The sequence below is a fragment of the Flavobacterium rhizosphaerae genome (assembly GCF_046000445.1).
GTDB lineage: Bacteria > Bacteroidota > Bacteroidia > Flavobacteriales > Flavobacteriaceae > Flavobacterium > Flavobacterium rhizosphaerae.
Map to the genome: position 1 here is coordinate 36,679 of NZ_JBELPZ010000018.1, position 23,785 is coordinate 60,463.

Sequence of the window (23,785 nt, forward strand, 5' to 3'; positions counted from 1 at the left end):
AAAGATAAGCATTGCAGATTAAAATAGATTAAAATAAAAGCAACTTATGTTATTACTTATGCATGGCAAATTAGCCATTGAAAATCCTTACATTTGGGCTTTATACTGTTTTGTTTATGAAGCATTATTTATCTGCCCTATTACTGTTTACTGTTTGTTTTTTACATGCCCAGCTTAAAAGCCCGGCTGATTTTCTGCCCGATTACGGCAACCAGGTAACCTACTATCACCAATTTGAAAGTTATTTTGCGCATCTGGTGCAAAATTCAGATTATATACAGCACCAGCCTTATGGTATAACAAATGAGGGGCGGGGGCTTAATGCCTACTATATATCTACACCCGAAAATTTAAAAAACCTTACTGCCATACAACAAAACCATTTGTATGCTATTGGCATGGCAGATAAAAAAGCAGCAGACACTGCCGATAAAGTTATAGTATGGCTGAGCTTTAATGTGCACGGCAATGAGCCTGCCGCTGCCGAAAGCGCCATGAACGTAGCGTATGAGCTAGTAAACCCTGATAATAAGGAAACCAAAGACTGGCTAAAAGATGTTATTGTGATATTAGACCCCTGCCTTAATCCTGACGGCTATGCGCGCTATGGTAACTGGCTGCATACTGTTACCGGCAAATCATTACACACCGGTAGTACCGACAGAGAACACATGGAACCCTGGCCCGGAGGCCGACAGAACCATTATGGGTATGACCTTAACCGCGACTGGGCCTGGCAGGTACAGGCCGAAACCCAACAACGTATGGCGCTGTATAACCAGTGGATGCCTATGGTGCATGTAGATGTGCATGAAATGGGATATAATGAGCCCTATTTTTTTCCACCACCGGCCGAACCGATGCACGATTATATAACCAGGGCACAAAAAGATTTTCATACAGCTATTGGAGAAATGACCGCCAAAAAATTTGATGCCAATGGCTGGAGCTATTATACCCGTGAAGTGTTTGACCTTTTTTATCCCAGTTATGGCGATACCTACCCTACCTTTAACGGGGCAGTAGGCATGACTTATGAGCAGGGTGGCATAGGGGCAGGGCGGGCCATAACACTAAATAACGGTACCGTACTTACCTTAAAAGACCGTATAGACCACCACACGGCAGCATTACTTACCGCTGTTGAAACTTCGGCGTGGCAAAAAGATAAGCTTATAAAAAACTTCAGTGCTTATTTTGCTGAGTCCCGACAAAACCCTAAAGGTGCCTACCGCAGTTATATTGTAAAGTACAACGGTGAAACGGCGCAGCTTGCCAAACTTTTAGAGCGTAACAAAATACAGTTTGCCTATGCCGACGAAACACGTAAGCTTACCGGTTTTGATTACCAGGCTGGCGCTGAAAAAGATTTTATAATAGAGCCAAATGATATGGTTATTTCTGTAAACCAGCCAAAAGCTGTGCTTACACAGGTATTGTTTGAGCCTGTACAGCATCTTAGCGATAGCCTTTCTTATGATATTACCGCGTGGGCATTGCCGCTGGCTTATAGCACTAAAAGCTATGCGCTGAAAAAAGATATGGCCATTAAAACTAAAAATGCAACCGTGCAAAAAGGTAAAATGGAGTATGAAAGGGTTTATGCTTATTACATTCCCTGGAACGGCAGGAGCGCTGCAAAAGTATTGGCACAACTGTTTAAAAATGATATAAAGGTGCGCAGCGCTAATAAGGCTTCGCACTACCGGGGAATAAATATAAACCCCGGCGACCTTGTGGTGTTAAAATCTGACAACGCTAAGGTAAGCGCATTTGAAGAAACCATGACTGTTTTACTTGATGGTAAAAATGATTTTGAAGTGATTGAAAGTGGCTATTCGGTTAAAGGGGGCGATTTGGGGGGCGAATCGTTTACACTGCTAACCGCCCCGAAGGTATTGTTACTATCAGGCAGGGGAGTTGATGTAACCGATTTTGGGCAGGTATGGTTTTATATGGATGAGATTATAGATTACCCTGTGAGCATAGTAGACCTTACAGAATTTTCCAGGATTGACCTGCATGAATTTAATACCCTTGTACTGGCTAACGGCTGGTATGATTTTTCTGATACCGAAAAAATTACTATAGATGGTTTTATAAGCAGGGGCGGTAAAGTTATTGCCATTGATGGGGCGCTAAATATTTTTGAAGATCGTGAGGGCTACAGCCTTACAAAATTTTCTTCGGCAGGGGGGAAAGAAGCTGAAAGCAAAATAGATCTCTCGGCACACCTGCAGCCGCTTACTGGTAATTATGAGAGTATTATGCGTAATGAGTTACAAAACTCAGTATCGGGCGCGATAGTACAAAACGTAGCTGACAGTACCCACCCATTGGGTTACGGTTTAGGTGGTAGCTACTACAGCCTTAAAACCAACAACAGCCACTACCAGTTGCTGGAAGGGGCGCAGAATGTAATATATGTGCCCAAAAACTATAATAGCTATGGCTTTATTGGTAACCTGCTTAAAAAGAAACTGCCCGGTACCGTTACTTTTGCTGTAGCGCAAAAGGGCAGGGGGCAGATTATTTATATGGTAGACAATCCCTTGTTTCGTGGTTTTTGGGAAAACGGAAATTTACTGTTTAGCAATGCACTTTTTTTAGTAAACTAATAAAATTACAGGTCTGTTACGTTAATGATATTTACCATTATTTACTGGAGTAAAAACTTTGCAATACTTCATCAAGTATTTCTTTGCTTAAGGGTTTTGTTTTAAAATCGATAATACCTCCCTGAGACAAAGCAGTGGCCTTATCATCGGGGTTTTGAGAGGTAGTTAGCATTACTACTACCATTTCACTTTGCAGTTCTGAATCCAGTTCACGGTAATGCTCCATAAACTCCCACCCGTTCATTCCCGGCATATTTATATCTAAAAATATTAAATCCGGGTGTGTACAACTCTCATTATTTTTTTTGTTTTTCAGATGGTCAAGAGCCTCCTGTGCCGATTCTTTAGCAATCACATTTGTTGCAGCATTATACTTACGTATTACACGCTCATGAAAAAAGTTATCGGTTTTATTGTCATCAACCAGCATTATGCAGTTTAAAGGTGTTTTCATTTTCTAATTTTAAAATTGTAAATTTAAATGTACTTCCAACTCCGGGTATTGATTCTACCCATATTCTGCCGCCGTGCATTTCGCTTATTTTACGGCAATTGGCAAGGCCTATACCGTGGCCTTCATATTCTTCCTGTTTGTTTAGCCTTTGAAAAATCTGAAATATTCTGTGAGAATATTTTTCCTCTATTCCTATTCCGTTATCTTTTACATAAAATTCAAAATGTCTGGTTTTAGTATTGCAGCCTATAATTATTTTTGAGGGTACATCTTTTTTCCTGAACTTAATTGCATTGTTAATGAGGTTTTGTAAAAGCTGCCTGAACTCTGTTTGATATACATACGTTTTTGGCAATGCGGTATCTGTAATAATTTCTGTACCTGTTGTTTGTATAAGATTATTAAGATCATTAGTTACGTCCTCTAAAAGTATATTGCAATCGGTTACTTTGAGCTTTTTATTACGGCCCAGCCTGCCAAAATCTAATAATGAACGTACCAGCATGCTCATACGGCTAACTGCCGAATCCATTGTTTTTAAATGAAATTTTATATCATCATTAAGTTCATCTTCGTAATCTTCTTCCAGTAGCTGTATGTAGTTAGAAACCGTTCTTAAGGGTTCCTGTAAATCATGCGAGGCAATATAATTAAACTGTTCCATTTCCTGGTTTTTTACCTGCAGTTCAATAATTTGCCGTTCAATAAGCGCCTCCTGCTTTTTTCTTTCGGTTATATCAATTATTGAGGCCAGCACAATATTCCCTCCATCAGTTGTACTTATTGGGTTCAGGCCTATTTCTACTGGAAATTCTGACCCATCGCTTCGTACGGCATACAATTCCCTTCCGGCACCAAAAAACCGAGAAACCGGAGCCTTGTGATATGAATTGCGGTTGTTTGGATGATAACTCCTGAATTTTTGTGGGATAAGCATTTCTATTTTTTTACCTACCATATCTTCCCGCTTATAGCCAAAAAGTTTTTCTGCCTGTACGTTTACCAGTGTAATTTCTCCAGTACTGTCAGAAACTATCAGCGCATTAGGAACCGACTCAACAACCAGTTTAAAATGTTCTTCGGCAATTTTTTGTTTTACTTCGGATTTGTTAATTGTATAAGATGCTTTCCATATCAGGAAAAGGCTGATAATGATAAATGAAATGGCCATAAGCACAATACCAAACTCAACATTTACATAACTATACCTGTGGGTTTGAAGGCGCAGGTACGTAAATATCACAACAAAAAGGAACATCTGCATAAATAACTGCGTGCCTACCCTGTTGCCAACACCTTTACCTGTAAAAATGGCAGTAAAACCAGCGTCTGGGTTCAGGAGCGACGCCCCATTAGACAATACAAAAAAAGCAACAGCAGTATGTAATGCCATTGACGTAACAAAGCTAAACTTGTAAAACTTAGGCACACCAAAAATATAGCCTACTATGGCAATAAAAGAAAGTAGTGTCACAAAATGAAAAACATATTGTGTAGCATTTATAATTTTTTTCTGTTTAAACCTTAAAGTATGAACGCCTGTACCCATTAAAAAAAAAGATATGGCAGTAAGCGGAGACATTCGCCCGGGATAAGCCTCGTTTTTAAACCTTGCCTGTACGTCTTTTATAAACAGTTCATCTATACCCGAATTGTAATTAAAAATTTCCTGAGAAAATGATATAAGCCCTATTACAGCCACAAATAAAGCTAAAACAGAAGCTATAATACAGGGCTTATAATCTTTTACCCTTAACAATAAGCTAATACTAATTAATACAAAACACAGCGCTGTATTAAACTTCATTGAGATATAATGGCTTGAAATATTTTTTATGTCCTCAATATCTAAAAACCAAGCCACTATTACAGCACAAGACAATAGCAATACACTATAGCCCGCAAATAATGAAGGATAGGGTTTTATTTTTAATAACTTTACAATCATACATACATGTTTTAAAAACGTATACGTAAAAGTAATTGTTAAAGTTCTATGTGTTTTTGTTTATTAGATAATACAAATGGTTTAACAGACGAAATGCAGTTTTATAAAGATTAACGGTAAATTAAAATTGGGTAAGTGAATTTAAAAATTCGGTAGTTAAAGGCTTTGTAGTAAAGTTTATGTGTAACAGCTCTTTAAATTTTTCGGTATTATCATCAATAAAATTTTGTGTGCCCAGCATCACAATTATTTTGCTTTTTTGTTTGAGTTTGTCAAGCTGTATATATTGGTCTAAAAATTCCCATCCGGTCATTTCGGGCATGTGTATATCCAGAAAAATTATTTCGGGCAAAACATTATTATTGTCCTGTAGATATTCCAAAGCCTCAATGCCCGACTGTTTTATTATAACAGTATTTGTAATGTTATTTTTAAGGATAACCCTTTCATGAAAAAAATTGTCAATTTTGTTGTCATCAACAATCATAATGCAGTTAAATGTATTTTTCATCATGCCTTAAAATTTGAAATGGTGAAATAAAAAGTACTTCCTTTACCGGGTTTTGATTCTACCCATATTTTGCCACCGTGCATTTCGGTAATTTTTTTACAATTGGCAAGGCCTATGCCATGGCCCTCGTATTCAGTACCGTTTTTTACCCTTTGAAATAAATGAAAAATCTGCTCTGAATATTCCGGCGCAATCCCAATACCGTTATCTGAAATACTAAATTGAAAGTAGCCATTTTTTTTTACGTGTCCTATTTTTATTCTTGGCGGAATATTTTTTTTCCTGAATTTAATAGCATTATTTATAAGGTTTTGAAACAATTGGTGCAACTCACCACTATAAGCATATACTACCGGCATTGGAGTAGTTATAATAATACAGGCATCATTATGGTTTATAAGTGTGTTTAAATCGGTAGTTACATCATTAATAACCATTTGGCAATCGGTAAGTGAAAGTTTGCGGTTATGCCCCAGTTTACCAAAATCTAGCAAGGTGCGTACCAGCCTTGTCATACGGGTTGTTGCCGCCTGCATTGCAGAGAGGTGTTGTTTAACTTCATCATTAAACAGCTGGTTATAATCTTCAAGCAATAAATTAATATAATTAGAAACTGTGCGCAGAGGCTCCTGCAAATCGTGCGAAGCTATATAATTAAATTGTTCCAGTTCCTGGTTTTTGTACTGTAGTTCTTCTAATTGCTTATTAATGGTTTCTTCATTTCTCTTCCTTACCGTAATATCGTTCACTGCTGTTATAACCATAATGCCCCTTTCGGTTTTAATAGGAGTTAAGATTAATTCTACAGGAAATATTTCGCCATTTTTTTTAATGGCAGATATGTTTTCATTGCCATCAAATAAAATATTGTCTTGCAATTGGCTAAACGGTTTATAAATACTTATTGCCTTAGTGTATTTTTCTATAGGTATCAGCATACCTACATTCTCATTAATCAGTTCTTTTCTGCTGTAACCATACATACGTTCTGTCTGGCGGTTAACAAGCTCTATAGTACCTTTAATATCTGATAATATTATGGCATAAGGGGCTGATTCTATTGTCAGGCGTAAATTTTCTTCGGCTAATTTCTCTTTTTTTGCCAGTACATTAATGTCTATAGCTGTTTTACTTATAAAGTAGAGGCCTGCCACTATACTTATGACCGTAAAAAAGGCAATGGTAAATTCTATTTCCTGCGGCATGGCATTATAAAGCAGTAAGCAGCAAAAAGAAGAAATTATTATATAGAGCGTAAAACGGAAAAAAAGTTTACGTGCAATTTTATTACCAATTGATGAGGCTGTAAAAATTCGAGGAATACCTAAATGTGCATGGGCTAATGTTGCTACAATAGACATTATAAAAAATGTTATGGCGGTATGCACTGCCATAGAGTTAACAAAGTGCCACTTATAAAAGCGGGGCACATTAAAAATATAGCCTATTATACATATAAAAGCCACAAGCGTAATTATATGAAATAGGTATTGAGAGATTACAAGTAATTTTCTTTTATGAGAATCCTGAAGTAACAGGCCAAGGCCGGTTAAAAAAAAGCAACCCGCAGTTAGTGGAGACATTCTACCTGGGTTACTTTCAAACCGTAAGGGTGCCTCAATATCTTTGATGAAAAATTCATCTATGCCAAATCCTTCGGTAAACATTTCCTGCAATAGTGATATACCACCATATAATAAAACTATGCAGGCCGATATACAGGTAATAGAGCGCCATTTTCTTAAATAATAAATATGCCGCGTACAAAATGCCATACCTGCCAATATAAAACATAAAGCGGTATTGAATTTCATTGATACCTGGCCTGGTAATATGTGTTTGATAAAATTACTGTCTAAAAACCAGCCAAGTATAACAAAAAATCCTAAAAAAGCTACAAAAATACCTGTAGCCGATAAGGCGTATTTGTATTTTAAAGACAAAATTTATATAATTTAATTAATAGCTGAGGTTGGTAATAAATTATTAAAAAAACAGATAATTTATTTAGAAAAAATTAATAAAATAAATTTAAGTAAAAAATTTGGATGTATTATCTTCATTTTAATATTTTACTTAAAAAAATACTATTATATGTCATCTTGTCACTTTTTGGCACTTTTTTAATTTATTTTCTGCTTGGCACAGTGATTGAAATAGCTATATCGGTTTTAAACCGGCAATAAAAAGGAAAATCAAAAACAAGAAAAAATAAAAACCAGACAAGATGAGTAAAATAATCGGAATTGACTTAGGAACAACCAACTCGTGTGTAGCCGTAATGGAAGGTGGTGAGCCAGTGGTTATTGCTAATGCTGAAGGAAAAAGAACCACGCCATCGGTTATTGCTTTTGTAGAGGGTGGCGAAATAAAAGTAGGTGACCCTGCAAAAAGGCAGGCCGTTACCAACCCTACAAAAACTATAGCTTCTATAAAGCGTTTTATGGGAAATAAATTCTCTGAAAGCACTAAAGAAGTACAAAATGTAGCTTATAAAGTTGTAAAAGGCGATAATGATACCCCACGTGTGGATATTGACGGACGCCTTTATACCCCACAGGAATTAAGTGCCATGACACTTCAGAAAATGAAGAAAACGGCAGAAGATTACCTTGGGCAAACGGTTACTGAAGCAGTTATTACCGTACCCGCTTATTTTAATGATGCCCAACGCCAGGCTACTAAAGAAGCAGGTGAAATTGCGGGACTTAAAGTAAGAAGGATTATTAATGAGCCTACTGCTGCGGCTTTGGCTTACGGGCTTGATAAAGCAGGTAAAGACCAGAAAATTGCTGTATATGACTTAGGTGGAGGTACATTTGATATCTCTATACTTGAGCTTGGCGACGGTGTGTTTGAAGTACTTTCTACCAATGGTGATACCCACCTTGGGGGCGATGACTTTGACCAGGTAATAATTGACTGGCTGGCCAATGAATTTAACAGCGAAGAAGGTGTAGACCTGCGTAAAGACCCAATGGCGCTTCAGCGTTTAAAAGAGGCAGCAGAGAAAGCTAAAATTGAGCTTTCTTCATCTTCTCAAACAGAGGTTAACCTGCCTTATGTTACCGCTACAGCTTCTGGCCCTAAACACCTTGTAAAAACACTAACCCGTTCTAAATTTGAGCAATTGGCAGATGAGCTTGTAAAACGCTCTATGATGCCTTGCGAAAAAGCGCTTAAAGATGCGGGGCTTAGCAAATCAGATATTGATGAGGTTATACTTGTAGGTGGTTCTACCCGTATACCACGTATACAGGAAGAAGTTGAGAAATTTTTTGGTAAAAAACCATCTAAAGGTGTAAATCCGGATGAGGTTGTGGCCATTGGTGCTGCAATTCAAGGAGGGGTACTTACCGGAGATGTAAAAGATGTATTACTTCTTGACGTAACGCCGCTTTCTCTTGGTATTGAAACTATGGGTGGTGTAATGACTAAATTAATTGAATCTAACACTACTATACCTACCAAAAAATCTCAGGTGTTCTCTACAGCGGCAGATAACCAGCCAAGTGTAGAAATACACGTACTACAGGGTGAAAGGCCAATGGCTACTGATAATAAAACTATAGGCCGTTTCCATTTAGACGGTATTCCACCAGCGCCAAGGGGTGTGCCACAGGTAGAGGTTACTTTTGATATAGATGCCAACGGTATCATCAAAGTTTCTGCAACTGATAAAGGTACAGGTAAATCGCACGACATCCGTATTGAGGCTTCTTCAGGGCTTACCCAGGAAGAAATTGAAAGGATGCGCCGCGAAGCTGAAGCTAATGCAGAATCTGATAAAGCAGCGAAAGAAAAAGTTGAGAAACTGAATGAGGCTGATGCCATGATTTTCCAGACTGAAAAGCAGTTGAAAGAATTTGGCGATAAGCTTTCCGGCAACAACAAGTCGGCTATTGAATCGGCACTTGAAGAACTTAAAAAAGCGTATGAAAGCAAAGATGTAGCTACTATTCAGCCGGCACTTGATAAAGTAAATGAAGCGTGGAAAAACGCCAGCGAAGAGCTTTACAAAGCACAGGCCGAAGGTGAAGGTGCAGGTGCACAGGGTGGTGCCGAACAGGGCCAGCCACAAGGTGGCGCTGAGCAAGCTGAAGGCGACAACGTTCAGGATGTGGATTTTGAAGAAGTGAAATAGTATTAAGCAACAATTAGTATTAAGTATTAAGATAGGAAACGCCCCGCATTGCGGGGCGTTTTTGTTTTATATTTGGTGAAACCAATTATTATGAAATACTTAAAAGCAAAATACAAATTAATATTATCTTATTTAAAATCAGACTGGAGTTTTGATGATTACCCTCTTGAAATCATGTATAATCCTAATGCAGGTGAAGAAAAATACCATGCCCGGCTTATCAACTGGTATCATATGATTGATTTTGGAAAATCCAGGGATGAAGCAATTAGAAATTTAAAAATTATGTTTGATGAATATAAAAATGAGAATGAACTTCCGCGGCCGGGCAGTGTAGTACCGATTAAATATGCAACATCCTTTAAAGTGGAAGAGTATGAGGATATTGCTATTGATTTTTTTGAAAAAATTTTAGGTTTGAACTATTTTTCGTGTTTCATTTCAGACCTTAGTAGTCTGTATGACTTTGATTTGGCAAATACCGACACGTTGAGTAAGATTAATGAAATTTACCATATTGAGCCTAAAGGAGATTATCTCCTTTGTGACATTTTTGAACAAATATATAAAAGCAGATAAACCAACACGCCCCGCATTGCGAGGCGTGTTGGTTTAAGAGTTTTAACTTATCGTACCGTCTAAAATCCGGCAATCCAATCATCTAACAATTATTTTCTCTGGACTTTAAGTCCTAAACCCTGTATGTAACCTTTGTTCTGGAAACAGTTTTGGTATTTGCAGTTTTCAAGGTATTGGTTTAGTGCCTGTTGTACCTTTACACGGTTGGGCATGTTTTCGCGCAGGTTTTTATAAGAACTACGGTCGCTCTCAGCATATTTTATGATGAGGTCATAGTTTTCGGGCATATTGAAGTTCATAATGCCACGGGTATTATCCATTTTTTTATACGGCCAGTATGCCCAACTAATGTTATTGGCATTTAGTAATTTGGTAAAATCAGATATCCATTCGTCAGTATTCTCTCCTGTTTCGCCAATATAAATAGGCACATTATGTTTATTGCTAAAATCAATATAATCCTGTATGGCTTTTTGCGATACGTCAAACCAATACTTGTGGAATTCATAAACAATATTATCGTCTAATATGGTTTCAAACACACCAAAATCTCCTGCCCAAATCGAGCCTTCAAGATACAGTGTATGTTTTTTATCCACTTTCCTGATGTCTGCCGCCATGCGTTTGTATAACATGTACAGCCTGTGGTTATAATCGGGAATTTCTTCTTTAAAATAGTGTGCCAGGGGTTCATTTATCACATCATATCCAATAACAATTGGGTCATCTTTATAGCGCTTTGCAATTTCTGTCCATATTGCACTCATTTTGTCCTGCTCAGTCTGGCTGAAAAACAACCAGGGGTAACCGTAACTGTCGTCAATATTATCTCCGGTTTGCCCACCCGGTGCGCAGTGCATATCCAGTAATACATACAGGTTTTCCTGACGGCACCAGTCTAATACACGGTCAAAATATTTAAAGCCGGCATTACGCTGGCCCATGTATACATCATCGGTAAACAATTTATAGTTAAATGGCAGCCGAATGTGGTTGCAACCAATACGCTTCAGGTACTTAATATCATCCTGCGTAATGTAGTTATCCAGGTATTTTGTCCAGAAAGCTTTTAGGCTGTCCGGCCCTACAAGCTGGTGCAGTAACTCGTCAATCTGGTGCGGGGCGCTAACCTGGCCCATTTTAAACATGTAACCTTCGGGTACCAGCCAGTTGCCCAGGTTAGTGCCTTTTAAAATAATAGGGTTGCCATTAGGCTCAATAATTTGTTTTTTGCTGGTATGTGCAATTTCATTACTGCTTTTTGCGGCAGATTTGTTTTGTGCATACGTGTTTGGGTGGTAAGAAAACATCAGCCCTGTAAGAGCTGCAAATAAGAAAAGCCTGGGTTTGTTTTTCATTTTGCTTTGTTAGTTTAAGGATTTCATAAAATATTGCCTTAAAGATAACAAAACACCCCTATAATTATGGTTTAAAATTGTAAAATAGGAATTGTGAAAAAAACAAAAAGGTATTACAGAAACTCTTTAATAAATGCAACTGCCTGATCCTGTACTTCATTTAGTGTAGCTTCGCCCCAGTTGCCGTGGCCGCCATTTACATACAGGTTTTGAATGTTGTATACTCCCTGCTCATCCAATTTGTCTTTTAGCCTGTAGCCTTGTGTTGAGGGTACCATAGGGTCCCGGCTGCCATAAAACATTATAGTGGGGGGCGATTGTGGTGTAATATATTCTATAGGGCTTAAATTATATATCTCTCTAGCGGTAGGCGAGGCACTCCCGGTAAGGTTCATGGCAGCAAAATCATACAATTTGTGCGATGTATAGGCAGGGTCAGTAAAATCTGCCGGGCCAACAATATCGCAAACTGCTTTTACCTTATGGGTTACATCGCTTTTATAACTGTATAGCATAGCCAGGTGCGCACCGGCACTCACACCCAACAGGGCGTACTCCTGAGTTACAGGATAATTTCTTTCAAGATACTGTATGGCTTTCTCTATATCATCTATTTGTTTTGGAAAAGCGGGTGATGAAGGTGTAGCCAGCCTGTAATTTATATTTACTATGGCATAATCAGGGAACCTGTCTTTAAATACATTTACCCAGCTGTTCATTTTTATTTTATCACCGCTTATCCAGGAGCCGCCATGTATGAGGATAATTGTTTTTGATTTTTCGCTGGTTTCAGCATTTTTTGGGAAATACACATCCATAGTTTGCTTAGGGTCCTGCCCGTATGATACGTTGTGGAAGTCTATGGTAGAAAAATCCGGTTTTATGACTATGCTCAATGGCATATAGTCATACGTTTTACAACTTACTGCAAATAAGGAGGTAAATAAGCATATGTATAGTAATTTCTTCATAAGTAATGATTAATTAAAAGCTTAATTAACCGATGGGGTATATACCTTAACTATCAGGTAGTTATTAATAATTACAAAATTAATCCCCGGTTTACCAAATTACTGTTAACAATATTATAGAAGTACGTTAATTGTTATAAACCAATATCTAATCAATCAGTTGCTTTATAAAACTATAATGTAAAAATCCCCATCCTTAATGCATTAGCATGTATGGATGGGGATATAAATGTTTGCTATTATAAAAGTTGATACCTGTTGCTTTATTGCAGGTAGACCTGCAAAAAGGCTGTTGTTTTAGCAGCAACCTCTGCCATAGTGGCTTCATCCCAGTCGCCATGCCCGCCTTCGGCATAAAAATTAAATTCGTTATATACCCCGGCAGCATCAAGTGCGGCCTTAAGGTTGGGGCCTTGTGTAGCAGGTATTAGCGGATCTATACCTCCATAAAACATTAAGGTTGGCGCAGATTGTGCCGATACATGCGCTATGGGGTTTACTTCTTCAATTTGCTGTGGTGTTGGGGTAGCAGTACCTAAAAGGTTTAATGCTGCAAAGCCATAAAGCTGATGGTTGGTATAGGCAGGGTCAGTAAAATCTGCGGGGCCTACAATATCTATCACAGCCTTAACGTGGTGCTGGGCATCGTACTTATAACTGTATAGCATGGCCAGGTGTGCCCCCGCACTTGCCCCTAAAAGAGCATACTGTGTGCTGATGTGGTAATCATTATTTTCTAAAAACTCCAGCGCCTGTTGCAAATCATCAATTTGTTTAGGAAAAGCCGGACTTGATGAAGTAGCCAGCCTGTAATTAATGTTTACTACTGCATGATTGGGGAAGTTAGTACGTATAATGGGGAGTATATCAGAAAAATCATCTTTATCGCCTGATATCCATGCGCCGCCATGTATCAGCATAATTACCTTAGTATCTTCATCATTGCGGCCTTCGGGCAGGTATACATCCATTACCTGTGAACCATCATCACCATAAGGCACATTGTAATATTGAGCAGCAGCAAGTAATGTTTCATTCTTGTTTGCTGAATCGTCTGACGAGTTACAGCCTGTTAAAAACAATAAAAAGAGCAGTGGGATATAAAAAATATTTTTCATGCCGTAAAATAAGCAAATTCTATGCCTTTTTAAAATTATTATATTTTTATATATTAGCAATTAACCAATAAACCAACTAATTATGAAAAAAAGATTACTATTACTCTGTTTGGCAATTAGCTATTCGGCAATATCCCAGGTTACCATTATACCGGATGTTGCTTTTGAAGGTGCACTTATAAATTTCGGAATAGACAGCGATGGCGAGATAAACGGTCAGGTACTTACCAGCGATATTGAAGGTGTTACGGAACTTGATTTGTATTCTTATTATAATATTGAAAGCTTGTCTGGTATACAGGGGTTTGTAAATCTTGAAAGCCTGATAGTACATCATACCGAAATAACCGATTTGGATATAAGCCAGAATTTACAATTAAAAATACTTAATTGCGGTTCAACCTGGCTTACAGAATTAGACCTTTCCCATAATATCTTACTGGAAGAGCTTTATCTTGGAAATGAATTTGATGTTGCCCCGCTTATTGAGCTTGAAGAGATTGATTTAAGTAATAATCCTAATATACACATTATTCAGGCTTATAATAATTATGCACTCAATGTGATTAATCTTAAAAACGGGAATAATGCTAATACCATGATTATAAATGTTTCATTTGAATCTCCTGAACTTCCAAGCCCCGACTACGTCTTTAATACTGTATGTGTTAAGGTTGATGATGAGGAAGCTGCACAAAATAATGAATATCCATACTCTGAATGGAATGTTGATGATTTTTATGTAGAAGTTTCTTTTTCAGAAAATTGTACATTGGGAATGCCTCAATTAAAAGAGCAGACTGTTACAATTTACCCCAACCCTGCTAATGATAGAGTGTATTTTAATGTGCCTGATGGGTTAACTATAGATGCTGTTCAGTTGTTTGATGTTATGGGCAGGCAGGTAAAAGAATTTGCTGCTGCCGATGTTGTTTCTGTATCCGGTTTAGAAGCGGGAACGTATTTATAAAGATATTTTCGGGTTCAAAAGTGCAGACAGAAAAGTTAATTGTTCAGTGATTAATAATGTAACGGGTAAATGATATGAAACAAATATATTTAACAATTTTGATGAGTATAATTGGGCATATTACAGTAGCGCAGGTTACCCTTATACCGGATGCTGCTTTTGAAGAGGTACTTATAGATTTAGGGATAGACAGTGACGGCGAGATAAACGGGCAGGTATTAACTTCGGATATTGAAAATGTGACAGAACTTGATTTAAATTTTAATTTTAGTTTGCAGAGCCTTACGGGTATACAGGATTTTACCAGCCTTGAAAGCCTTATATTACATCATACCAGTATAACTGATTTGGATGTGAGCCAGAATTTACAATTAAAAATACTTAATTGCAGTTCAACCTGGCTTACGGAATTAGACCTTTCCCACAATATTTTACTGGAAGAGCTTTATGCAGGGAATGGATATGATGTAGGGCCTTTTAATGAAATTACGGAACTTGATTTAAGCAATAATCCTAATATTAAAATCATTCAGGCTCATAATGATTATGCACTCGACGTGATTAATCTTAAAAACGGGAATAATTCTAATGCCATGATAATAAATGTTTCATTTGAATCTCCTGAACCTGTAAGCCCGGACTATGTTTATAATGCTGTTTGTATTCAGGTTGATGATGAGGAAGCTGCCCAGAATAATGCATATCCATACTCTGAATGGAATATTGATGATTTGTATGTAGAGGTTTCTTTATTAGAAAATTGTACATTGGGAATGTCTCAAATTAAAGAGCAAACTGTCACAATATATCCCAACCCTGCTAATGATAGGGTGTATTTTGATGTGCCTGATGGGTTAACTATAGATGCTGTTCAGTTGTTTGATGTTATGGGCAGACAGGTAAAAGAAATTACTGCTGCTGCTGTTTCTGTATCCGGGTTAGAGGCGGGTACATATTTTATAAAGATATTTTCGGGTTCAAAAGTGCAGACAGAAAAGTTAATAGTGCAATAGCTGACTATATTATCTTTTTTATTACCCTTAGTTTATGGGTGTGCCTGCCGGTATCGGTATTGTAGATGCCCAGGTGATCCAGCCTGTCTACCCGTACCTTGCCATGGGCATGGATGATGTAGTTGTCTTCCATAATAATACCCACGTGGATAATGTTGCCTTCTTCATTGTCAAAAAAAGCGAGGTCGCCGGGTTCACTTTCTTCAATAAAACTCAGTACCTCTCCCTGTGTAGCTTGTTGAGATGCATCTCGCAGCAGTTTATAGCCGTTTAGGCGGTATACCATTTGTACCATGCCCGAGCAGTCTATACCAAAAGGGGTACGCCCACCCCATAAGTAGGGGGCATTAAGAAACATAAAGGCGGTTTGCAGCAGGTTTTGCCTGGCCATAACGCCGGAGGTTTTTGTACCTTCAAAAATTAATTGCTCCGCATTTAGCTCGGCATTTTTTAAAAAAGTAAGCGATGCCCCAAAGGGTATGGATATAAGCTGATTGTTTGGTGTGGTTATGTATTCTATAAGGTCGCCATTGAGTTCTTCGGGAGCCTGCTGTAAATAATCATATCCGCCTTCGGGTATGGTACGGAACTGCTTATTGTCTATCCACCCGGTATAGCCGTCATACGCCAGTTCTATAAAAGCCCATTTTTGGGTTTGCTCCAGTATTTTAAAATGTTCGCCAAATAAAACCTGCGATGTCATTTCGCTTTTGTCGCTGGGTTCAAAACGGAGCGGCACAATGGCCAGGTTGCAAATACCAAACATTTAAAACTTTATTGGATTTCAGTATGATTTATAAAAAATAAAAAGCGCTGCTTCAAAACACAAATATAATAGTTAATTATGAAGCAGCGCTATCTGAAAAGCCAATTGAAACGATAAAATTGTTTAAGGCCTCTCCAGTACTATTGCCGAAGCGCCACCCCCGCCATTACAAATAGCGGCAGCACCAATTTTGGCATTATTCTGCTCCAGAATATTAAGAAGGGTTACAATAATACGTGCGCCCGAGCAGCCCAGCGGGTGCCCTAAAGATACTGCACCACCGTTTACGTTTACTTTGGCAGGGTCTAACCCCATGATTTTTGAGTTGGCTATACCTACTACCGAAAACGCCTCGTTCAGTTCAAAATAGTCAACCTGTTCTTTACTGATACCTGCCTTATCAAGCGCTTTTGGCAGTGCCAGCGAAGGCGATACTGTAAACCATTTTGGCTCCTGTTCGGCATCGGCATAAGAGCGGATGTAAGCCAATGGTTTTAATCCAAGTTCGTTCGCTTTTTCCTCGCTCATTAAAACCAGCGCAGCTGCGCCATCATTTAAAGTAGAAGCATTTGCAGCCGTTACGGTGCCCTGTTTAGAAAACGCTGCGTTAAGCGATGTTATCCTGTCAATTTTTACATTAGTATATTCTTCATCTTTACTAACCACTACAGGCTCACCACGGCGTTGCGGCACCGAAACTGGTACTATTTCATTATCAAACCTGCCGTTATCCCATGCCTCAGTAGAGCGACGATACGATTCTATGGCAAAGGCATCCTGCTCTTCGCGGGTTACTTCATATTTTTCTGCACAGGCATCACCACAAACACCCATGGCATTATTATCATACGCATCGGTAAGGCCATCTTTCTGTAAGCCGTCTACAAGTGTTGCGGGGCCAAATTTTTGTCCGTTGCGCATGTGTACATAATGTGGGATAAGGCTCATATTTTCCATACCGCCTGCAACCACCACCTCGGCATCGCCACATTGTATGGCCTGAGCACCCTGCGTTACGGCTTTCATGCCAGAGGCGCAAACTTTATTTATTGTGGTAGATATTACGCTATCAGGCAAGCCTGCAAAGCGCGAAGCCTGGCGTGCCGGTGCCTGGCCTACACCTGCCTGCACTACATTTCCCATTAAAATTTCGTCAACCAGTTTTGGCTTCAGGTTTATTTTTTCGAGTGCGCCTTTTATAGCTGCAGCACCAAGCTGTGGTGCGGGTATGGTAGAAAGCCCGCCCATAAAACTTCCTATTGGTGTACGGGCTGCTGAAACTATTACTACTTTACGTGTCATAATTTAATAAATGTTTTTATTGCGAATTTAATTAAATTTTCTGCTTTATAAAATTAATATTTCAAAAAAATGAGGTTATTTAACTGGTAAATTGAAATTATAATAAATGTAAAGAGGTAAAGGGATATAAAAAAAATTATATCTTTACTATTGCATAAAATTAGAGTAAAATTATGAACATCTATCTGGTTTTTGGTATTATAATAGTGGTGGTTGTACTAGTCTTGCTGATATACCGCACGCCCCAAAATGCGCGCGCTGCAATAAAGGCAGAACCTAAATTATTAGTGTATGAGCTGCCGTTGCCCGCTGTTGACCCTTTATCTTTTGGGCTAACTGTAAACGAGCAGCTCTCTTTAACCAAAGGGGCTCAGGAGCCTGAAATAGTTATAAAGGCACATGGCAGTGCCAAACAATATCAAGAAATTGGTATTATGTACCATGAAGTTGTATATAATGAACTTGACGGTATGCGGGTTAGGGGCAAAATAGTAGCTGTACATACCAGTGCCATAACAATAGAGATCAGCTATTAAAGTATATGGTATAAATAGTAAAAGCCCTGCAACGCAGGGCTTTTACTATTTATATTTTGCGGCTTATACCAATGTGGCAGAAAGCGTGATGTCGGCATTAAGAAGTTTAGACACCGGGCAAATTTCTTTAGCTTTATTGGCAAGTTCCTGAAAATCCTGCTCGCTCAGGCCGGGTACATTGGCTTCCAGTTTCAGGTGTATTTTGGTAATGGTACCGTCTTCAAAGGTTACCTGCGCTTCGGTATTTAAATCTTCCGGTGTAAACCCTTTTTCTGATATAAGAAAACTCAGTTGCATGGTATAACAGCCGGAATGCGCTGCGCCAACCAGTTCTTCAGGGTTAGTACCCACGCCGTCTTCAAAACGGGTTTTAAATGATAGTTGCGCGTTGTTTAGTGTAGTACTTTCTGTGCTTACAGTACCTTTTCCGTCTTTACCTGTACCTTTCCAGTTTGTTGAAGCTTTCCTTGTAAATTTCATGATAAAATCTGATTTATAATTTGTTATTTAAGTATTTGGCTTAGTAGTGATAGCTGTAAAGTTAAAAATTGTGTCAGCCGAAACTTGTTAAGCCTTTGTTATTTTATAATACAAATTTACATGCCTTCTGTTTATAAATCAAATTAATAATTTTTTACCTTTATAAAATAAATTTATAATCATGACGATACAGCAACTTCGTTATATAGTAGCACTTGACGAATACAGACATTTTGCAAAGGCAGCCGAAACTTGCAATGTAACACAGCCCGGGCTTACTATACAGTTAAAAAATCTGGAAGAAGAGATAGGCATTAAAATTTTTGACCGTACAAAGGTGCCGTTAAAACCCACTAAAGATGGGGCAGAAGTAATTGAGCGGGCTAAAAAACTGCTTAGGGAAGCCGATGCCATACGCGATTATGTGGTACATAAAAAAAATGACCTTGAAGGTGTGGTAACCCTTGGCGTTATCAGTACACTCTCGCCTTATATCATGCCGATGTTTATACAGGCAATGAAGGTTGCCGTGCCCAAAATGCAGTTTGTTATAAAAGAAAGTAACACAGGGCAGTTGCTGCACAGCCTGCAAACCGGGGCTATAGACATTGCCCTTATGGCTACCCCCACCGGAAATATGCAGTTAAAAGAATATCCGGTATTCCAGGAGCCGTTTGTAGCCTATTTGCACCCCGGGCACCCTATGGCCCAACAACAGTTTTATGAATTGCAGCCCCAGGATAAGCCCCTGTTACTTTTATTAGAAAACGAGTATTGTTATAATGCCCAGCTAATGGATATTTGCGGGCTTAAAAGTGATACGGAAAAAGCGGGGCAGTTTAGGTATGATATTACTTCTATAGAAACACTTAAAAATATGGTTCGTGCCGGGCTTGGGTTTGCGCTTGTACCACAGCTTTCGGTTAATAATGAGCCACCGGAAGCGGTATACAAACCGTTTAAAGAACCGGCACCTGTGCGTGAGATAAGCCTTGTGGTGGCTGATACTTTTAGCCGTAAGCTATTACTGGAAAAGATGAATGAGGCAATATGGAACTGTCTGCCGGAAACCCTGAAACTAAACCGGCGCTATAAAAAAATACGGTGGAACGATTCCCCATATTTTATAAAAGCTGTAGCCCGGTTTAAGGAGTAATATAGGGTTAATTATGGCTTAAAAATGAAGATACACTCTTTATCCATTCATCAGGATTAGTTTCCAGATACCCTGTATGCCCGGCTTCAGGATAGATTTTTAAGGTTTTAGGCCCGTTAAGGTTTGCAAAAATAGTATCGGTTTCCTCCCGGCTCACCCTGTTGTCTTTTTTGCCCCACATAAGCAGGGTAGGGAAGGTAATGTTTTTTGCATACACTTCGGGATTATTGCCAAAAGCCCAAAAACCGTTTACCACGCCACCCCAAAAAGTAAGCATACCCGCCACAGGAAATTCCGGTATGCCGATAAGCCTGAAGCGTACACATACTGTTTTATAAAAGGTGCCGAAAGGGCAGGCCAGCATGATGGCGGTGGGTTTAATGCCAAATTTATCTATAGCCCTCATTATAGCAACAGACCCCATACTGTTGCCGTATAGGTAAATTTTTTTTTCGCCTTTTTGCTTAATATATTCAAAACAGTCCTTTACCTCCTGTGCTTCGGTAACTCCTATGGTAGTACTGTTTCCCCCGCTGCCACCCGACCCCATAAAATCAGTAAGCAATACATTATATCCCATTTTAAATAATGCTTCCGCAGCCGGCACCAGGCTCGATTTATCTGCCTGGTATCCATGAAAAAGCAATACTGTGCCTTTTGGGTTATCGGCTTTTATATACCAGGACTCCAGCTTTACATTGCTTTTAATATAAACCGTTTCATAGGGTTGCTGTGGGGTTATGGTATTTTTTGGCCGGGGCATTGCTGCGCCAAACAGTATAAATTTTAATTTTTCACCAGTCGTTTTTCCTTCCGGGGTAAAGTGTGTGGTTGCCGTTTCATCAAAATGTGTAAACTTATAGGCGTGAAAAATAGCTATAATGTTGTTTAGGATAAAAAAAATAAGCAGGAACCAAAGCGTTCTTTTTATAAACCGTTTTTTACTAAAAGGCATTACTGGTTTGTTTAAAATAATTGTAAAGTACAATGTTACAATATGTAACTGTAATGCGGTAACGGGGCTGTAAATTTTAACATAAATTAACCGCATTTGCATTTCGCCCCCATGTATTTATGTAGTAACTTTATGTGTATGGAAACAAGCAGAAGAAAAGGGTTTGTATTCAGTACCTACCAGGCTCCGGAGCAGTCGGTTTTTGATAAGCTGCTGGAGATTTTCACCGAGTTGATCACGCATACTTCAGGCGATTTTGATGAAGCTATAGACTGGCTTAGGGAACTGGATAAAGAGTATAAACTTACCACACCCGATTATACCATTGATGATTTTATTGAAGATTTAAAAAAGAAAGGATACATACGAGAAGAAGTACGCCCTGACGGTACAGGGGATGGCATAAGGCTTAGCGGTAAAATGGAGCAGAACATACGCCAGCAGGCGCTTAAACAGATATTTGGCAACCTGCGTAAAAGTGGCTCCGGTAACCACCGCACCAAACATACCGGGTTGGGTGAAGAGCGTACCGGAGAGTACCGCGAATACCATTTTGGTGATGGACTTGAAAAAATATCGCTTACCGAAAGCCTTAAAAACGCACAGGTTAATAACGGGATTGATAATTTTGATATCACAGAAAACGACCTGGTGGTGGAAGACAGCCATTTTAAGTCGCAAATGAGTACGGTACTCATGATTGACATCAGCCATAGTATGATACTGTATGGCGAAGACCGTATTACACCCGCCAAAAAAGTAGCCATGGCGCTTGCCGAACTTATAACTACCCGCTACCCAAAAGATACGCTCGATATTATAGTGTTTGGTAATGATGCCTGGCCGGTTTCAATAAAAGACCTGCCGTATTTGCAGGTAGGGCCATACCACACCAACACGGTAGCGGGGTTGCAACTGGCTATGGATTTACTGCGCCGCAAGCGCAACACCAACAAGCAGATTTTTATGATTACTGATGGTAAGCCCAGCTGCCTGCGCCAGCCGGACGGCACTTATTATATGAACAGTTACGGGCTTGATGAGGAAATTGTGGAGAAATGTTACAATATGGCAGCACAGGCACGCAAGCTGCATATACCCATTACCACTTTTATGATTGCGCAAGACCCCTATTTGCAGCGTTTTGTGCGCGAGTTTACCGAGGCAAACCAGGGCAAGGCATTTTATACCGGACTTAAGGGGCTTGGTGAAATGATTTTTGAAGATTATGAAACAAACCGCAAGAAAAGGATAAAATAGCTTTTTGGATTTAAGATTAGAGAGAATAGATAACAGATGACAGATTATTAATACCTGACATACCCGGAGGTTTGACTCTTGGTATCAGGCTTTAAAAACTTTAGATTAAAAACTTTTATGACTGTAGAAAATATAAAAACGTTTGGCGAATTAAAATCTTCAGGCTATCAGCCTAAAAAAATTAAAGATGAACTGCGCGATAACCTCCGTAAAAAAATAGCAAAAAAGCAATCCGCTTTTGAGGGCATACACGGGTATGAGCATACTGTAATTCCGGAACTGGAACGTGCTATACTCAGCCGCCATAATATTAACCTGTTAGGTTTACGGGGTCAGGCCAAAACACGCCTGGCACGCCTTATGGTAAACCTTTTAGATGAGTGGATACCTTTTGTAGAGGGGAGCGAAATTAACGATGACCCATTTAACCCGATGTCGCGCTATGCAAGGGAATTGCTTGGCGAAAAAGGGGATGAAACCCCAATAAGCTGGCTGCACCGCGATGAGCGCTTTTACGAAAAACTGGCTACGCCGGATGTGACTGTGGCCGACCTTATTGGCGATATTGACCCGATTAAGGCTGCCAACCTTAAACTATCCTACGCTGATGACCGTGTGCTGCATTTTGGTATGATTCCAAGGGCTAACCGCAGCATATTTGTAATTAACGAGTTACCCGATTTACAGGCACGTATACAGGTGGCGCTTTTTAACATACTACAGGAGGGTGACATACAGATACGTGGCTTTAAGCTGCGCCTGCCACTGGATGTACAGTTTATATTTACGGCAAACCCGGAGGATTATACCAACCGCGGCAGTATTGTAACGCCACTTAAAGACCGTATTGGCTCTCAGATAATTACTCATTACCCCGAAACCATACAAACGGCGCGTACCATTACGGAGCAGGAAGCCAGGTTAGATAGCCGCCAGAGTGAGGCTGTTTATGTGCCATCGCTTGCTAAAGACTTGTTGGAACAGATAGGCTTTGAAGCCCGTGAAAGCGAATATATAGACTACAAAAGTGGTGTGAGCGCCCGTATGAGCATTACCGCTTTTGAAAACCTGCTGAGCACAGCCGAACGGCGTGCCTTACGGGCGGGGGAGGAGAAAACCTCGGTGCGCCTTAGTGATTTTATGGGTATTATACCGGCCATAACCGGTAAGGTAGAGCTGGTGTATGAGGGCGAACAGGAGGGTGCTGCCGCTGTGGCAGAAGTGCTTATGGGCAGTGCGGTAAAAACTTTATTTGCAGAGTATTTCCCAAAAATTGAAAAGCTGGAAAAACAAAACCAGAAAAACGAATACCAGGAAATAATCGACTGGTTTTTTAATGAAGGCGGGCTTGAAATTTCTGACGATGCTACTGATAGTGAGTACCGTAAAGAGCTGGATAAAATAATTCCGTTAAAGCAGCTTATACAAAAATACCAGCCCGATACCCCTAAGGAAGACCTTAATTTTATGAAGGAATTTATTTTGTGGGGACTGGCAGAATACAAAAAACTAAGCAAAGACCGCTTTACTGAAGGGTATCAGTTTAAAGATCCCTTTGGCAGCTATATCAGCAGATTATAAAAACACAATAAGCCCCGCATTTGCGGGGCTTATTTTTTGATTTACCGCAAGCCGGATTCTTTCAC

Annotated in this window: 20 protein-coding genes; 9 read left to right on the forward strand and 11 right to left on the reverse strand. The window is 39.3% G+C overall.

Annotated elements, in window-relative coordinates:
• Positions 1–116 precede the first annotated feature (116 nt).
• Complete coding sequence (locus ABS766_RS14100; protein ID WP_408085836.1) at positions 117–2,618, forward strand: M14 family metallopeptidase; 2,502 nt, start codon at positions 117–119, stop codon at positions 2,616–2,618.
• Between the two features lie 37 nt (positions 2,619–2,655).
• Here the strand turns inward: ABS766_RS14100 and ABS766_RS14105 are convergent, their stop codons facing one another.
• From ABS766_RS14105 to ABS766_RS14120, 4 genes are all read right to left on the reverse strand, one after another.
• A complete protein-coding gene (locus ABS766_RS14105; protein WP_408085837.1) occupies positions 2,656–3,072 on the reverse strand; it encodes a response regulator in 417 nt (138 codons plus the stop codon).
• Positions 3,038–5,020 carry a sensor histidine kinase gene (locus ABS766_RS14110; RefSeq protein ID WP_408085838.1) on the reverse strand — a complete coding sequence of 661 codons (1,983 nt, stop codon included), beginning with the start codon at positions 5,018–5,020 and terminating at the stop codon, positions 3,038–3,040. Before ABS766_RS14110 ends, ABS766_RS14105 begins: the two co-directional genes overlap by 35 nt.
• Before the next feature lie 121 nt (positions 5,021–5,141).
• The gene (locus ABS766_RS14115) at positions 5,142–5,534 is read right to left on the reverse strand and encodes a response regulator (RefSeq protein ID WP_408085839.1); all 393 of its coding nucleotides are present in this window, start codon (positions 5,532–5,534) and stop codon (positions 5,142–5,144) included.
• Positions 5,531–7,474, reverse strand: coding sequence for a sensor histidine kinase (locus ABS766_RS14120; protein WP_408085840.1), 1,944 nt, complete (start codon positions 7,472–7,474; stop codon positions 5,531–5,533). Before ABS766_RS14120 ends, ABS766_RS14115 begins: the two co-directional genes overlap by 4 nt.
• Before the next feature lie 284 nt (positions 7,475–7,758).
• Between ABS766_RS14120 and dnaK the strand changes: the two genes are divergently transcribed.
• Together dnaK and ABS766_RS14130 are read left to right on the forward strand one after the other, a co-directional pair.
• Positions 7,759–9,675 carry a molecular chaperone DnaK gene (gene dnaK, locus ABS766_RS14125; RefSeq protein WP_408085841.1) on the forward strand — a complete coding sequence of 639 codons (1,917 nt, stop codon included), beginning with the start codon at positions 7,759–7,761 and terminating at the stop codon, positions 9,673–9,675.
• 90 nt (positions 9,676–9,765) lie between these two features.
• The gene (locus ABS766_RS14130) at positions 9,766–10,254 is read left to right on the forward strand and encodes a hypothetical protein (RefSeq protein WP_408085842.1); all 489 of its coding nucleotides are present in this window, start codon (positions 9,766–9,768) and stop codon (positions 10,252–10,254) included.
• 89 nt (positions 10,255–10,343) lie between these two features.
• Here the strand turns inward: ABS766_RS14130 and ABS766_RS14135 are convergent, their stop codons facing one another.
• From ABS766_RS14135 to ABS766_RS14145, 3 genes are all read right to left on the reverse strand, one after another.
• Positions 10,344–11,612, reverse strand: a complete 1,269-nt coding sequence (locus ABS766_RS14135; protein ID WP_408085843.1) for a glycoside hydrolase family 5 protein — start codon at positions 11,610–11,612, stop codon at positions 10,344–10,346.
• A gap of 113 nt (positions 11,613–11,725) precedes the next feature.
• Positions 11,726–12,583, reverse strand: coding sequence for an alpha/beta hydrolase fold domain-containing protein (locus ABS766_RS14140; protein WP_408085844.1), 858 nt, complete (start codon positions 12,581–12,583; stop codon positions 11,726–11,728).
• Between the two features lie 263 nt (positions 12,584–12,846).
• Positions 12,847–13,701, reverse strand: a complete 855-nt coding sequence (locus tag ABS766_RS14145; protein ID WP_408085845.1) for an alpha/beta hydrolase fold domain-containing protein — start codon at positions 13,699–13,701, stop codon at positions 12,847–12,849.
• Between the two features lie 82 nt (positions 13,702–13,783).
• Between ABS766_RS14145 and ABS766_RS14150 the strand changes: the two genes are divergently transcribed.
• Together ABS766_RS14150 and ABS766_RS14155 are read left to right on the forward strand one after the other, a co-directional pair.
• The gene (locus ABS766_RS14150; RefSeq protein ID WP_408085846.1) at positions 13,784–14,671 is read left to right on the forward strand and encodes a T9SS type A sorting domain-containing protein; all 888 of its coding nucleotides are present in this window, start codon (positions 13,784–13,786) and stop codon (positions 14,669–14,671) included.
• A 101-nt stretch (positions 14,672–14,772) separates the two neighbouring features.
• The gene (locus tag ABS766_RS14155; protein WP_408085847.1) at positions 14,773–15,684 is read left to right on the forward strand and encodes a T9SS type A sorting domain-containing protein; all 912 of its coding nucleotides are present in this window, start codon (positions 14,773–14,775) and stop codon (positions 15,682–15,684) included.
• A 4-nt stretch (positions 15,685–15,688) separates the two neighbouring features.
• Here ABS766_RS14155 and ABS766_RS14160 read toward each other — a convergent pair whose 3' ends face one another.
• Positions 15,689–16,450, reverse strand: a complete 762-nt coding sequence (locus ABS766_RS14160) for a C40 family peptidase (protein ID WP_408085848.1) — start codon at positions 16,448–16,450, stop codon at positions 15,689–15,691.
• Positions 16,451–16,573: 123 nt separating this feature from the next.
• Positions 16,574–17,752 (reverse strand): acetyl-CoA C-acyltransferase, encoded by a 1,179-nt coding sequence (locus ABS766_RS14165; RefSeq protein ID WP_408085849.1) that lies wholly within the window; start codon positions 17,750–17,752, stop codon positions 16,574–16,576.
• A gap of 173 nt (positions 17,753–17,925) precedes the next feature.
• Here ABS766_RS14165 and ABS766_RS14170 point away from each other — a divergent pair, with 173 nt between their 5' ends.
• A complete protein-coding gene (locus ABS766_RS14170) occupies positions 17,926–18,288 on the forward strand; it encodes a hypothetical protein (RefSeq protein ID WP_408085850.1) in 363 nt (120 codons plus the stop codon).
• 63 nt (positions 18,289–18,351) lie between these two features.
• Here the strand turns inward: ABS766_RS14170 and ABS766_RS14175 are convergent, their stop codons facing one another.
• Entirely contained in the window at positions 18,352–18,768 is a 417-nt protein-coding gene (locus tag ABS766_RS14175) for an OsmC family protein (protein WP_408085851.1), read from the reverse strand.
• 181 nt (positions 18,769–18,949) lie between these two features.
• Here ABS766_RS14175 and ABS766_RS14180 point away from each other — a divergent pair, with 181 nt between their 5' ends.
• Positions 18,950–19,924, forward strand: coding sequence for a hydrogen peroxide-inducible genes activator (locus tag ABS766_RS14180; RefSeq protein ID WP_408085852.1), 975 nt, complete (start codon positions 18,950–18,952; stop codon positions 19,922–19,924).
• A gap of 7 nt (positions 19,925–19,931) precedes the next feature.
• Here the strand turns inward: ABS766_RS14180 and ABS766_RS14185 are convergent, their stop codons facing one another.
• Positions 19,932–20,879: an alpha/beta hydrolase gene (locus ABS766_RS14185; protein WP_408085853.1), complete on the reverse strand. Its 948-nt coding sequence runs from the start codon at positions 20,877–20,879 to the stop codon at positions 19,932–19,934.
• 138 nt (positions 20,880–21,017) lie between these two features.
• Between ABS766_RS14185 and ABS766_RS14190 the strand changes: the two genes are divergently transcribed.
• Both ABS766_RS14190 and ABS766_RS14195 read left to right on the forward strand, forming a co-directional pair.
• On the forward strand, positions 21,018–22,139 hold the full coding sequence (locus tag ABS766_RS14190; protein ID WP_408085854.1) for a vWA domain-containing protein: 1,122 nt from the start codon (positions 21,018–21,020) through the stop codon (positions 22,137–22,139).
• A 117-nt stretch (positions 22,140–22,256) separates the two neighbouring features.
• A complete protein-coding gene (locus ABS766_RS14195; protein ID WP_408085855.1) occupies positions 22,257–23,720 on the forward strand; it encodes a sigma 54-interacting transcriptional regulator in 1,464 nt (487 codons plus the stop codon).
• Positions 23,721–23,785: the final 65 nt, after the last annotated feature.